Consider the following 11618-nt stretch of genomic DNA (forward strand, 5'->3'; position numbering starts at 1 on the left):
CAGCCTGGTGAGCATCGTCCTGAAGATCCTGCTGGTGGTCAGCGTGGCTTCCATGATCGGCATCCAGACCACCAGTTTCGTCGCCGCCATCGGCGCCGCCGGCCTGGCCATCGGCCTGGCCCTGCAGGGCAGCCTGGCTAACTTCGCTGGCGGCGTGCTGATCCTGCTGTTCCGCCCGTTCAAGGTCGGCGACTGGATCGAGGCGCAGGGCGTGGCCGGCACCGTGGATTCGATCCTGATCTTCCACACCGTGCTGCGTAGCGGCGACAACAAGCGGATCATCGTGCCCAACGGGGCGCTGTCCAACGGAACGGTGACCAACTACTCCGCCGAGCCGCTGCGCAAGGTGATCTTCGACGTCGGCATCGACTACGACGCCGACCTGAAGAATGCGCAGAACATTCTCCTGGCCATGGCCGACGACCCGCGGGTTCTGAAGGACCCGGCACCGGTGGCGGTGGTTTCCAATCTCGGCGAAAGCGCGATTACCCTGTCCCTGCGGGTCTGGGTGAAGAACGCCGACTACTGGGACGTGATGTTCATGTTCAACGAAAAGGCCCGCGACGCGCTGGGCAAGGAAGGTATCGGCATTCCCTTCCCGCAGCGGGTGGTCAAGGTTGTGCAGGGCGCGATGGCCGACTGAGGGCCCGCACGATCCACGAAAAAGGCCGGCGAATGCCGGCCTTTTTCATTCTTGCCTCAGTGCTGCTCGGCGTTCTGGTGACCCGGCGCCGGCGTCTCGCTGGACGGCGCGCGGCGCAGCCACAACCAGCCGATCAGCAGCAGGGTGGGAATGCCCATCACCGCGGTGACGTAGAAGAAGTGCTCGTAGCCGAGGCTCTCGACCATGGTTCCGGAGTAGCCGCCGATGAAGCGCGGCAGCAGGAGCATGGTCGAGCTGAGCATGGCGTACTGGGTGGCGGAGAACTTCAGGTTGGTCAGGCTCGACAGGTAGGCGACGAAGGCCGAGGCGGCGAGGCCGCCGCTGAAGTTGTCGAGGGTGATGGTCATCACCAGCATCAGCACGTGCGGCTCGAGCGCCATCACCAGGCTGATCACGTCATGGCTGGGCAGGGCCTCGGCGTGCAGCGGGCCGAGCTGGGCGAGCATGGCGAACAGCAGGTTGGTGGCAGCCGAAGCGGCACCGCCGATGAACAGGATGGAGAGGATGCTGAAGCGGGCGATCAGCACCCCGCCGGCGGCGGCGCCGATCAGGGTCATGAGTACGCCGAAGACCTTGCTGACGCTGGCGATGACTTCCTTGGAGAAGCCCATGTCGATGTAGAAGACCCCGGCCATCACCCCCATCACCGTGTCCGACAGGCGATAGGTGGAGATCAGGCCGAGCAGCAGCAGGGCCTGCCAGCGATAACGCTGGACGAACTCGGTGATCGGCGTCAGCACCGGGGCCATCAGCAGGCGCCCGGGTGCCGACAGGCAGGACGCGGCGATCAGCAGGAACAGCGTGCCGCGCGGCCAGGCACCGGAGTAGTAGGCGCGGCACATGGCGGTGACGGTGACGAGGAGGATGATCAGCACCATCACCGAGACCGCCTGGTGGACGAAATCGAACAGCGGCACTTCCTTGCCGCGCGCCGCCACCAGCAGCGGCCTGCGCACGGTGGCGAGCAGTTCGCGGACCGGGCGAATCTGCTGGCGTCCCCACGGCGACAGGCAGATCCCCATGAGCAGCGCGTAGAGGCCGGCGCGCGGCCAGGCGCGGTCGAGGAGGGCGGTGATCATCGCCGGCAGCGAGATCAGCAGGATCAGCAGCAGGAGCACCGAGAGCAGTTGGTGGTTGAAGTCGAAACGCGACGGGTTGACGTGGATCGGCACGTCCACCGCCGGCTCGCGGATCAGCAGGCTGGTGACCAGCCCGGGCAGGATCAGCAGGGCGAACAACGCATAGGTCAGGCCCCAGGCCGACTGGCTGTAGTTGAGGCTGGTGGAGCCGAACCATTCGGCGAGAATCAGCGCGCCGGCGCTGGCCAGCAGGATTGCCGCGCGGTAGCCGGTCATGTAGCAGGCAGCGAGGGCGGCCTGGCGGCTATCCTCGGCGATTTCCAGGCGGTAGGCGTCGATCGCGATGTCCTGGGTGGCGGAGGCGAACGCCACCAGCAGGGCCAGGCCGATCAGCCAGGGCAGGTGGCTCTGCGGATTGCACAGGGCCATGCCGAGCAGTCCCAGGGCGATCAGCACCTGCGAGAACACCAGCCAGGAACGGCGCCGGCCGAGACGGCCGACGAAGGGCAGGCGCCACTGGTCGAGCATCGGCGACCAGACCCACTTGAAGGCGTACACCAGCCCCAGCCAACTGGCGAAACCGATGGTATCCCGCGCCACGCCGGCTTCGCGCAGCCACACCGACAGGGTGTTGAACACCAGCATGGTCGGCAGGCCGGCGGCGAAGCCGAGCAGCAGGAGGGCCAGGCTGGCGGGAGACTTGTAGGCGACCAGGGCCTCTCGCCAGGATTGCTGAGTCATGGGGTAACCGTTCCGCAAAAAATAACGCGCACTCTAACCGCTCTACTTCGCTGTAAGCCAGCCATGCCGACGTATGTCCACCCTGTCGTTGTGCAGGAGAACGCCTTCCTCGCGCAAGCGTGCGCGTTGTTCGCGACCGCCGGGACTGTCCGCCGGCAGGCTGATGCGACCGCCGGCGCCGAGAACCCGATGCCAGGGCAGGCGGGTATCCACCGGCAACTGGCTGAGCGTCCTGCCGACCCAGCGGGCGGCGCGGCCTAGGCCGGCCAGTTCGGCCAGTTGCCCGTAGCTGACCACCTGCCCCGGCGGCACCTGCGCCAGCACCAGGTACAGGGCCTCGCGGCGCGCCTGGGCACTTGCCGGGTCGCTGCCGGCCCAGGCATGCTCATCGGTTTTCCCTTTCCTGTCCGCCTTGTGAACGCCCATGTCGCTCAGAGCCCTCTGTTCAATCGTCGTGATGCTCCTGGCCGGCCCCGCGCTGGCCGACACCGTATGGCTGGACAACGGCGACCGCCTGTCCGGCGAGATCGTGCTGATGGACGGCGGCAAGCTGGCGCTGAAGACCCGTTATGCCGGCCAGGTGCTGATCGATTGGAAGGATATCGACACCATCAGTTCCGACAAACCCCTGCTGATCAAGCAGCAGGGCGTATCCGGGCAGCGTAGCCGAACCCTGGAGGCGGCGGGCAAGGGCATGGTGCGGATCGTCGATGGCGGCAGCCATACCGTCCCGCTGGCCAGTATTCGCCAGATGGTGCCGCCGCGACCGCTGGTGGAGGACCTGGTCTGGGAGGGCAATCTCGACGTCAAGCTGGATAGCAAGCGCAACGACAGCGACAAGGACGAATGGAAGCTCAAGGGCGATACCCGGCTTCGCCACGGCGCCTGGCGCCACGTGCTGGCGGGGGAAGTGGAGCGGGAAAAGAAGGACGGGCGCAAGGTCGAGGACAACTGGGAGCTGGACTACGACCTCGATCGCTTCTTCGACGAACACTGGTTCTGGCGCGGCAGCTATTCGCAGAAGCACGATGCGATCGACAACCTGGAGCGCCAGAGCGCGCTGGGAACCGGCCCCGGCTACCAGTTCTGGGACGACGAACTCGGGCGTTTCGACCTGGTCGCCGAGATCAGTCGCTGGCAACTGGAGTGGCGCGATCAGCCGCGCGAGGATTTCACCTCCTATTCGCTGGAGTGGGACTACAAGCGGCTGCTCGCCGGCACCCGGCTGGAGCTGTACAGCAAGGGAACCGTGCTGGTTCCCGGCATCGAGCGGATCGACTACCTGCTCGACAGCGAATACGGCCTGCGCTATCGCCTGAACAGTTGGGCGCGTCTTTCGTTCCTCTATGAACTGGACCAGTTGCGCACCGAGGGGGGCACCCAGTCCGACCGGCACTACCTGATCGGGGTCGGCGTCGGCTGGTGACGCGGCTCACCTTTCGGTCGATCCGGCTGAACTTTACCGCCCGTGCCCCGGTCCTTGCTCTGCCGCCCGGCATTTGGATAATGCCGGCCTCTTCGAACCCAACTCAGTTGATTTGTGCTCATGTTGTCGAGAATCCTGCTGTGCCTCGCTGCCCTTGCAAGTTCCACCTCTGCCCTTGCCGATACGGTCTGGATGAAGAACGGTGACCGCCTTACCGGCAAGATCACCCTGTTCGACGGCGGCAAGCTGCTGCTGAAGACCGACTATGGCGGCGACATAACGCTCAAGTGGGACAAGATCTCCACCTTCGAGAGCGAGCAGAACCTGCTGGTCAAGCAGGATGCCGAGACCGGCGAGCATTCCAAGGGCATCAGGGCCGCCGGGCCGGGCCAGGTGACCCTGGTCAACGGCGAACCGAAGACCGTGGAGCTGGCCAGCATCCAGCAGATGATGCCGCCCAAGCCGATCCTCCAGGACTGGGTATGGAACGGCAACGTCGATTTCTCGCTGGACCGCAAGCAGGCCGAGAACGATGTGTCCGACTACGACATCGATTTCAAGACCAACGCCCGCCACGGACTCTGGCGCCACAACGTGCAGGGCGAGTACAACCGCGAGAAGAAGAACGGCCTGGTCAGCACCGACAATTATTCCGGCCAGTACGCGCTGGACCGCTTCATCGACGACCACTGGTTCTGGCAGGGCCAGGTCGCCTACAAGCGCGACATGATCGAGGACCTGGCGAAGAAGCGTACCGTCGGTACCGGCCCTGGCTACCAGTTCTGGGACAACGAGCTGGGCGCGTTCTCCATCGCCACCCTGGTCAACCGCAACGACTACGAGTTCGCCGACGGCGAGAAGGAACACTTCTATTCGTCGAGCTTCAAGTGGGACTACAACCGCTACCTGCTGGCCAAGCAGTTCGAGCTGTTCACCAACGGCGAGGTCAGCAAGCCGCTGCAATCCGGCCTGGACTACGAGCTGCAGACCGAGGCGGGGATCCGCTACAAGCTGACCAGTTGGGCTTCGCTGAGCATGAAGGCGGAATGGGACAAGTTCAGCGGCAACGACGGCAACGTCAACCAGCGCCGCTATACCTTCGGCCTCGGGGTCGGCTGGTAAGCCGGCCTGCACGAAAAAGCCCCGCGATAGCGGGGCTTTTTCCTTGCCGGGCCGGGGCCTACAGGCGCAGGCCGCCGTCCAGTTCGAGAACGCGGCCGGTGTAGTAGTCGTTCTCGAAGATGTAGGCCACCGAGTGGGCGATCTCCACCGGCTTGCCCATGCGCTTCAGAGGGATGCCGGCGGTCATCTTCTCCAGCGCCTCGGGTTTCATCCCGGCGGTCATCTCGGTCTCGATGAAGCCCGGCGCCACGCCGGCCACGCGGATGCCGTAGCGCGCCAGTTCCTTCGCCCAGACCACGGTATCCGCGGCGACCCCGGCCTTGGCTGCCGAGTAGTTGGCCTGGCCCATGTTGCCGGCGCGGGAGATCGAGGAAATGTTGACGATCGCGCCTTCGTTCTTCAGCTCGATCATCTTCGCCGCCACTTCGCGGGTGCAAAGGAACACACCGGTGAGGTTGACGTCGATCACCGATTGCCATTGGGCCAGGCTCATCTTGCTCAACTGGCCGTCCTTGACCTTGATGGTCAGGCCGTCGCGGAGGATGCCGGCGTTGTTGACCAGGCCGTTGATCGCGCCGAAGTCGCTGGCGACCTGGGCCACCATGTGGGTAACCTGTTCCTCGTCCGCCACGTTGCACACGTAGGCGCGAGCGTCGCCGCCGGCGGCCTTGCAGGCAGCGACGGCTTCGTCGAGACGTTCGCGGTTGAGATCGACCAGGGCCAGCCTGGCGCCCTTGCCGGCGAGATATTCGCCCATTGCCCGACCGAGCCCCTGGCAGCCGCCGGTGATGATGATGACCTTGTCTTTCAATTGCATTGCTTGGAACCCCACGAGCAGTTTCTGGAAGCGGACCTTGCCGGCACCTGCGAACGTACTTTGATATGCCCGTCCGTTTACGACGGATTCTATGCAAGGAGTCATAAATTGAGCGTTGAAGCTGCAAAGAATGCCCGAGAATTGCTGCTCAAGGAATACCGTGCGGTCCTTTCCACCCACTCGAAGAAATGGCCGGGCTTTCCCTTCGGCTCGGTGGTTCCCTATTGCCTGGATGCCGAAGGCCGGCCGCTGATCCTGATCAGCCGGATCGCCCAGCACACCCACAACCTGCAGGCGGACCCGCGCTGCTCGATGCTGGTAGGCGAGCGCGGCGCCGAGGATATCCAGGCTGTCGGCCGCCTCACCCTGCTGGCCGAGGCGCGGCAATTGGCGGAGGAGGAGGTCGCCGCGGCGGCCGAGCGTTACTACCGCTATTTCCCCGAGTCCGCCGACTACCATCGGGTCCACGATTTCGATTTCTGGGTGCTGCAGCCGGTCCAGTGGCGTTTCATCGGCGGTTTCGGCGCGATCCACTGGCTGGCCGCCGAGCGCGTGCCGCTGGCCAATCCGTTCGCCGGAGAAGCCGAGCGCGGCATGGTCGCGCACATGAACAGCGACCACGCCGCCGCCATCGCCCACTATGTGGAACTGGCCGGACTGCCGGCGCATGCCGCGGCGCAGCTGGCGGGAATTGATACAGAAGGTTTCCACCTGCGCATCGGCCAGGGCCTGCACTGGCTGCCGTTCCCCGCCGCCTGCGGCAACCCCGGGGCCGTGCGCCAGGCGCTGGTGCAACTGGCCAGGGCCGAGCGCTGGCCGACCGTCGAGCCGGAGCAGGGTTGAATTCTTCCCCGGCTGGCGCCAACTACTGGTGGTACCGGGGGCAAACGGGCCCCGCCAAGGACTCTGAAATGCGCGCTTTCCTCTTTCTGCTGTTGCTCTTCCCGCTGGTCGAGCTGGCCGTCCTGATCAAGGTCGGCAGTGTCATCGGGGTCGGCTGGACCCTGTTCCTGATCGTCGCCAGCGCCTTCATCGGTGCCGCATTGTTGCGCGTGGCCGGTGTCGCCACCGCCTGGCGCGCCCGCGAACGACTGGCCCGTGGCGAACTGCCGGAGCAGGAAATGCTCGAAGGCCTGTTGATCGCCGTCGGCGGCGGCCTGCTGATGCTGCCGGGTTTCATCAGCGACATCTTCGGCATCCTCTGCCTGATTCCTTTCACCCGTCGCCTGATGCTCGGCGGCCTGCGCCGCCGCGTCGAACAGCAGGCGCTGCGCCGGCGCGCCTTTGCCGACGACCTGAACGCCCGCTACGGACAGGGGCCGTCGCGGCCGAACGTCATCGAGGGTGAGTACGAGCGCCGCGACGATTCGCGCAACTGAAAAAAATTTTCACTGCATGCCCTTGAAATGGCTTGTGGCGACCTTATGTAACGGTCACCGCAAGGTCCCTGCCACAAGGGCAGGCTGTCTTACGCGGCTCGCGCGTCGAGTCGCAACCCGGCAACGCCGGCTTCAACAAAACCCGCCGGACTTCGATCCGGCCGTTGGAAACCACTGTTTGGGAGAGTTACGACTATGAAGCTTCGTCCTCTGCATGATCGCGTCGTTATCCGTCGCAGCGAGGAAGAGACCAAGACCGCAGGCGGCATCGTGCTGCCGGGTTCCGCCGCCGAGAAGCCGAACCGCGGTGAAGTGGTAGCCGTAGGTACCGGTCGTGTACTGGACAACGGCGAAGTGCGCGCTCTGGCAGTGAAGGTGGGCGACAAGGTGGTCTTCGGGCCTTACTCCGGCAGCAACGCCATCAAGGTCGATGGCGAGGAACTGCTGGTGATGGGCGAGTCCGAAATCCTCGCCGTCCTGGAAGACTGATCGGTCTCACCACTCCGTTTTCACCGAATTCGATTTAGAGGAAAGAGAACATGGCTGCCAAAGAAGTTAAGTTCGGCGATTCCGCTCGCAAGAAAATGCTGGTCGGCGTGAACGTGCTGGCCGATGCCGTCAAGGCCACCCTCGGCCCGAAAGGCCGCAACGTGGTTCTGGACAAGTCCTTCGGCGCTCCGACCATCACCAAGGATGGCGTTTCCGTCGCCAAGGAAATCGAGCTGAAAGACAAGTTCGAGAACATGGGCGCGCAACTGGTGAAAGACGTTGCCTCCAAGGCCAACGATGCTGCCGGTGACGGCACCACCACCGCGACCGTCCTGGCCCAGGCCATCGTCAACGAAGGCCTGAAGGCCGTTGCCGCCGGCATGAACCCGATGGACCTGAAGCGTGGTATCGACAAGGCCACCGTGGCCATCGTCGCCCAGCTGAAAGAGCTGGCCAAGCCCTGCGCCGACACCAAGGCCATCGCCCAGGTAGGCACCATCTCCGCCAACTCCGACGAGTCCATCGGCCAGATCATTGCCGAAGCCATGGAAAAAGTCGGTAAAGAAGGCGTGATCACCGTCGAGGAAGGCTCGGGCCTGGAAAACGAACTGTCCGTCGTCGAAGGCATGCAGTTCGATCGCGGCTACCTGTCCCCCTACTTCGTGAACAAGCCGGACACCATGGCTGCCGAGCTGGATAGCCCGCTGCTGCTGCTGGTCGACAAGAAGATCTCCAACATCCGCGAAATGCTGCCGGTGCTGGAAGCCGTCGCCAAGGCCGGCCGTCCGCTGCTGATCGTCGCCGAGGACGTCGAGGGCGAAGCCCTGGCCACCCTGGTGGTGAACAACATGCGTGGCATCGTCAAGGTCGCGGCCGTCAAGGCTCCGGGCTTCGGCGACCGCCGCAAGGCCATGCTGCAGGACATCGCCATCCTCACCGGCGGTACCGTGATCAGCGAAGAAGTCGGCCTGAGCCTGGAAGGCGCTACCCTGGAGCACCTGGGCAACGCCAAGCGCGTCGTGATCAACAAGGAAAACACCACCATCATCGATGGCGCCGGTGTGCAGGCTGATATCGAAGCCCGCGTCCTGCAGATCCGCAAGCAGATCGAGGAAACCACTTCCGACTACGACCGCGAGAAGCTGCAAGAGCGCCTGGCCAAGCTGGCCGGCGGTGTTGCCGTGATCAAGGTAGGCGCTGCCACCGAAGTCGAGATGAAAGAGAAGAAAGCCCGCGTCGAAGACGCCCTGCACGCTACCCGTGCGGCGGTGGAAGAGGGCGTGGTTCCCGGCGGCGGCGTAGCCCTGGTTCGTGCCCTGCAAGCCATCGAAGGCCTGAAGGGTGACAACGAGGAGCAGAACGTCGGTATCGCCCTGCTGCGTCGCGCCGTCGAATCGCCGCTGCGCCAGATCGTGGCCAACGCCGGCGACGAGCCGAGCGTAGTGGTCGACAAGGTCAAGCAGGGTTCCGGCAACTACGGCTTCAACGCTGCTACCGGCGTGTACGGCGACATGATCGAGATGGGCATCCTGGACCCGGCCAAGGTCACTCGTTCCGCTCTGCAGGCTGCGGCCTCCATCGGCGGTCTGATGATCACCACCGAAGCCATGGTTGCCGAGATCGTGGAAGACAAGCCGGCCATGGGCGGCATGCCTGACATGGGCGGCATGGGCGGCATGGGCGGCATGATGTAAGCCGACCGGCCCCTGTGGTTGGAAAAGCCCCGCTTCGGCGGGGCTTTTTTTATTCCTCAGCGCGGGCAGTCCTGGCGGTAGCCCGGCAGCTCCTTTGCCGCCGGTTCGCAGGCCAGGCGCAGCGCCTGCTTCAGGTCGTCGGGCAGAGTGGCGCGGCTGATCGGCCGCCAGTGCATGCGTTCGCCGAAATAGCGCGCCCAGTGGAATTCGATGAAATAGCTCTGCCGATCCTTGTCGAAGGCGTTCTCGTCCTCGGCGTAGCCGGCCAGGGCGCGGTAGGGATCGTCGCCAAGCCCGGCGAGAGCGTCCGGCAGCGCCTCGGGCGGGATCTCCGCGCCACGCGCATCGTGCAGCCAGACCCAGTGGTTTTCCTGCATCTTCTTCCAGAAGTCGGTGGCCTGGGGTAGCCGGCCGATCACCTTCACCGGTACGCCCTGTTTCGGGTCCAGGCGCCAGAGCGCGCTACTCAGGTGATGGCGATCGGTGAGGTAGAAGCGGCCGCCGGGGCCGATCACCACCGGAATCTCCTTCTTGCGCAAGTAGCGCTCGAGAGCCTTGGGCTTCTTCCCGGCGAGCTTGGCCTGGTCATCCTCGACCTGCAGCAGGCCGACATTCTGCTGGGTCGGGTGGAGGGCCGCGAGCGGCAGCTCGCACCAGCTACCGACAGAGGTTTTCGGCGAGCAATCCTCGGCCTGGGCGGTGGCGGACAGGAACAGGCAGCAAAGCAGCAGGGCTGGGCGCATGGGGGACTCCGGCGAAGGAAGGGGAAAGGTTCCCTAGACTGGCACGCTTCGGGCGATCCGGCGTACTCCGGCCTTTGATAGGTGCCTCGCTTTGTGCCAATCTTGCCGACAGGAGATGGCATTCCTCCTTCAACCGCCCCTGGGGCTGATGATGCCTACGCATGAACCTGGAAAGGCGCGTAGGCGCTCGCCTGCCGCCTGTCCGAATCGCTCCTACAAGGACAGGACTATGTGGAAATCCATTCTCGCCATCGCCCTCGGCGCCGCCCTGGGGGCGTTGCTGCGCTGGTTCCTCGGGCTAAAGCTGAACAGCCTGCTGCCCAGCATTCCCCCCGGCACGCTGCTGGCCAACCTGGTCGGCGGCTATGTCATCGGCGCGGCGATTGCCTATTTCGCCCAGGCGCCGGGCATCGCTCCGGAATGGCGGCTACTGATCATCACCGGGTTCTGCGGCGGCCTGACCACTTTCTCCACCTTTTCCGCCGAGGTCGTCAGCCTGCTTCAGGAGGGCCGCCTGGGCTGGGCCGCCGGGGCCATCGCGACGCACGTCAGCGGCTCGTTGCTGATGACTCTGCTGGGGTTGTTCTCGATGAACTGGATGCTGGGCAAATAGCGCAGCGGGAGGACCGACCATGCAAGGCTATCAACTGACCTTCATCACCCAGCAGGGGCGCTGCCACCAGGGCCAGCCGATCTGCGACTGGCTGCTGCAAGAGGCGCGCCGCCTGGGCGTGCGCGGTGCCACCGCGTTGGCTGCCAGCGAAGGCTTCGGCCAGAGCGGCCGGCTGCATTCGATGCATTTCTTCGAGCTGGCCGACCAGCCGCAGGAAATCCTCATGGCGGTCGATCCCGAGCAGGCAGAACGGCTGTTCGAGTCGATCCGCCAGGCCGGCGTGCGGCTGTTCTACATGAAGGTGCCCATCGAGTTCGGCGTGCTGGGAGCGGACGAACCGTCTCCCTGAACGCGGTTTTCGTCGGCGCCGCCGTTGCGCTGTCCTCGCTTCTTCGGTCGGTAGAGCATCAGGCGGTACAGGCCGAGGCAGATCAGCCAGTCGAACAGCATCGTCCACAGGTTGTGCGAGAGGAAGTGCGCACCTTGCAGCATGCGCGACAGCGACAGCAGGCAGCCCATGGCGAAGGCGAAGGCCAGGGCGTAGCGCGCCAGCCTGGGCTTGCGGTCGCGCAGGGCGAAGAACAGCGCGAACAGGACGAATCCGGACGATGCGTGCCCGCCCGGCCAGCAGCGTCCGGGGTGCTCGGTCGGCGGCCGCGGGCTGAGCAGCGAACTGTAGGTTTCCTCGCCGCCGAACTGCGCCAGGCTCCAGGGGCACTGCACGGCGGTGAGCGCCTTGAGCGGAGTGACTATGCTGGCTGCAAGGCTCATGGCGAAGAACACATAGGCCAGCGGCTTGCTCAGTGCGCGCCATGGCCGGTGGAACAGTCCGGCGATGGAGACCAGCAGGC

Annotated in this window: 14 protein-coding genes and 1 riboswitch; of the genes, 9 read left to right on the forward strand and 5 right to left on the reverse strand. The window is 64.9% G+C overall.

The genetic code is table 11. The annotated features are described in order from the left end of the window. Positions 1-643, forward strand: a 643-nt coding sequence (locus FFS27_RS19625; RefSeq protein ID WP_137952162.1) for a mechanosensitive ion channel family protein, incomplete at its 5' end; no start/stop codon positions are given. A 56-nt stretch (positions 644-699) separates the two neighbouring features. Here the strand turns inward: FFS27_RS19625 and ampG are convergent. Both ampG and FFS27_RS19635 read right to left on the reverse strand, forming a co-directional pair. Then, positions 700-2484 carry an MFS transporter AmpG gene (gene ampG / locus FFS27_RS19630; protein ID WP_003094076.1) on the reverse strand — a complete coding sequence of 595 codons (1785 nt, stop codon included), beginning with the start codon at positions 2482-2484 and terminating at the stop codon, positions 700-702. Between the two features lie 42 nt (positions 2485-2526). Next, positions 2527-2910, reverse strand: coding sequence for an MGMT family protein (locus FFS27_RS19635; protein ID WP_003112757.1), 384 nt, complete (start codon positions 2908-2910; stop codon positions 2527-2529). On the opposite strand from FFS27_RS19635, the gene FFS27_RS19640 reads away from it, so the two are divergent. Further along, positions 2909-3910 (forward strand): DUF481 domain-containing protein, encoded by a 1002-nt coding sequence (locus tag FFS27_RS19640; RefSeq protein WP_003120893.1) that lies wholly within the window; start codon positions 2909-2911, stop codon positions 3908-3910. The two genes, FFS27_RS19635 and FFS27_RS19640, sit on opposite strands and share 2 nt — an antisense overlap. Positions 3911-4024: 114 nt before the next feature. Next, a complete protein-coding gene (locus tag FFS27_RS19645) occupies positions 4025-5032 on the forward strand; it encodes a DUF481 domain-containing protein (protein WP_003134709.1) in 1008 nt (335 codons plus the stop codon). Positions 5033-5090: 58 nt separating this feature from the next. On the opposite strand, the gene FFS27_RS19650 is transcribed toward FFS27_RS19645, so the two are convergent. Further along, the gene (locus FFS27_RS19650; RefSeq protein WP_003094072.1) at positions 5091-5849 is read right to left on the reverse strand and encodes an SDR family oxidoreductase; all 759 of its coding nucleotides are present in this window, start codon (positions 5847-5849) and stop codon (positions 5091-5093) included. A gap of 108 nt (positions 5850-5957) precedes the next feature. On the opposite strand from FFS27_RS19650, the gene FFS27_RS19655 reads away from it, so the two are divergent. The 4 genes from FFS27_RS19655 (at position 5958) to groL (ending at position 9411) form a co-directional block, all read left to right on the forward strand. After that, positions 5958-6692: a HugZ family pyridoxamine 5'-phosphate oxidase gene (locus FFS27_RS19655; RefSeq protein WP_021264166.1), complete on the forward strand. Its 735-nt coding sequence runs from the start codon at positions 5958-5960 to the stop codon at positions 6690-6692. A 68-nt stretch (positions 6693-6760) separates the two neighbouring features. Beyond that, the gene (locus FFS27_RS19660; RefSeq protein WP_003094066.1) at positions 6761-7228 is read left to right on the forward strand and encodes an FxsA family protein; all 468 of its coding nucleotides are present in this window, start codon (positions 6761-6763) and stop codon (positions 7226-7228) included. Between the two features lie 195 nt (positions 7229-7423). Beyond that, positions 7424-7717, forward strand: a complete 294-nt coding sequence (locus tag FFS27_RS19665; RefSeq protein ID WP_003094064.1) for a co-chaperone GroES — start codon at positions 7424-7426, stop codon at positions 7715-7717. Between the two features lie 50 nt (positions 7718-7767). Further along, a complete protein-coding gene (gene groL / locus FFS27_RS19670) occupies positions 7768-9411 on the forward strand; it encodes a chaperonin GroEL (RefSeq protein WP_003094059.1) in 1644 nt (547 codons plus the stop codon). A gap of 56 nt (positions 9412-9467) precedes the next feature. Here the strand turns inward: groL and FFS27_RS19675 are convergent, their stop codons facing one another. Continuing rightward, complete coding sequence (locus FFS27_RS19675) at positions 9468-10154, reverse strand: ParB-like protein (RefSeq protein WP_021264167.1); 687 nt, start codon at positions 10152-10154, stop codon at positions 9468-9470. Between the two features lie 102 nt (positions 10155-10256). Beyond that, a riboswitch (Fluoride riboswitch) is annotated at positions 10257-10319 on the forward strand. A 64-nt stretch (positions 10320-10383) separates the two neighbouring features. Between FFS27_RS19675 and crcB the strand changes: the two genes are divergently transcribed. Both crcB and FFS27_RS19685 read left to right on the forward strand, forming a co-directional pair. Then, positions 10384-10767, forward strand: a complete 384-nt coding sequence (gene crcB / locus FFS27_RS19680; protein ID WP_003094051.1) for a fluoride efflux transporter CrcB — start codon at positions 10384-10386, stop codon at positions 10765-10767. Between the two features lie 19 nt (positions 10768-10786). Then, the gene (locus tag FFS27_RS19685; protein WP_003094048.1) at positions 10787-11116 is read left to right on the forward strand and encodes a DUF190 domain-containing protein; all 330 of its coding nucleotides are present in this window, start codon (positions 10787-10789) and stop codon (positions 11114-11116) included. Here the strand turns inward: FFS27_RS19685 and FFS27_RS19690 are convergent. Then, on the reverse strand, positions 11059-11618 hold a 560-nt coding region (locus FFS27_RS19690), incomplete at its 5' end, for a phosphatase PAP2 family protein (protein ID WP_137952163.1). The two genes, FFS27_RS19685 and FFS27_RS19690, sit on opposite strands and share 58 nt — an antisense overlap.

The organism is Pseudomonas sp. 2VD (assembly GCF_005503585.1).
In the GTDB taxonomy this organism is placed as follows: domain Bacteria; phylum Pseudomonadota; class Gammaproteobacteria; order Pseudomonadales; family Pseudomonadaceae; genus Pseudomonas; species Pseudomonas aeruginosa.

Coding starts and splice junctions, on each gene's coding strand:
- ampG (WP_003094076.1), bottom strand. CDS start 2,484: ATGACTCAGCAATCCTGGCGAGAGGCCCTGGTCGCCTACAAGTCTCCC.
- FFS27_RS19640 (WP_003120893.1), top strand. CDS start 2,909: ATGTCGCTCAGAGCCCTCTGTTCAATCGTCGTGATGCTCCTGGCCGGC.
- FFS27_RS19635 (WP_003112757.1), bottom strand. CDS start 2,910: ATGGGCGTTCACAAGGCGGACAGGAAAGGGAAAACCGATGAGCATGCC.
- FFS27_RS19650 (WP_003094072.1), bottom strand. CDS start 5,849: ATGCAATTGAAAGACAAGGTCATCATCATCACCGGCGGCTGCCAGGGG.
- FFS27_RS19660 (WP_003094066.1), top strand. CDS start 6,761: ATGCGCGCTTTCCTCTTTCTGCTGTTGCTCTTCCCGCTGGTCGAGCTG.
- FFS27_RS19665 (WP_003094064.1), top strand. CDS start 7,424: ATGAAGCTTCGTCCTCTGCATGATCGCGTCGTTATCCGTCGCAGCGAG.
- groL (WP_003094059.1), top strand. CDS start 7,768: ATGGCTGCCAAAGAAGTTAAGTTCGGCGATTCCGCTCGCAAGAAAATG.
- FFS27_RS19675 (WP_021264167.1), bottom strand. CDS start 10,154: ATGCGCCCAGCCCTGCTGCTTTGCTGCCTGTTCCTGTCCGCCACCGCC.
- crcB (WP_003094051.1), top strand. CDS start 10,384: ATGTGGAAATCCATTCTCGCCATCGCCCTCGGCGCCGCCCTGGGGGCG.
- FFS27_RS19685 (WP_003094048.1), top strand. CDS start 10,787: ATGCAAGGCTATCAACTGACCTTCATCACCCAGCAGGGGCGCTGCCAC.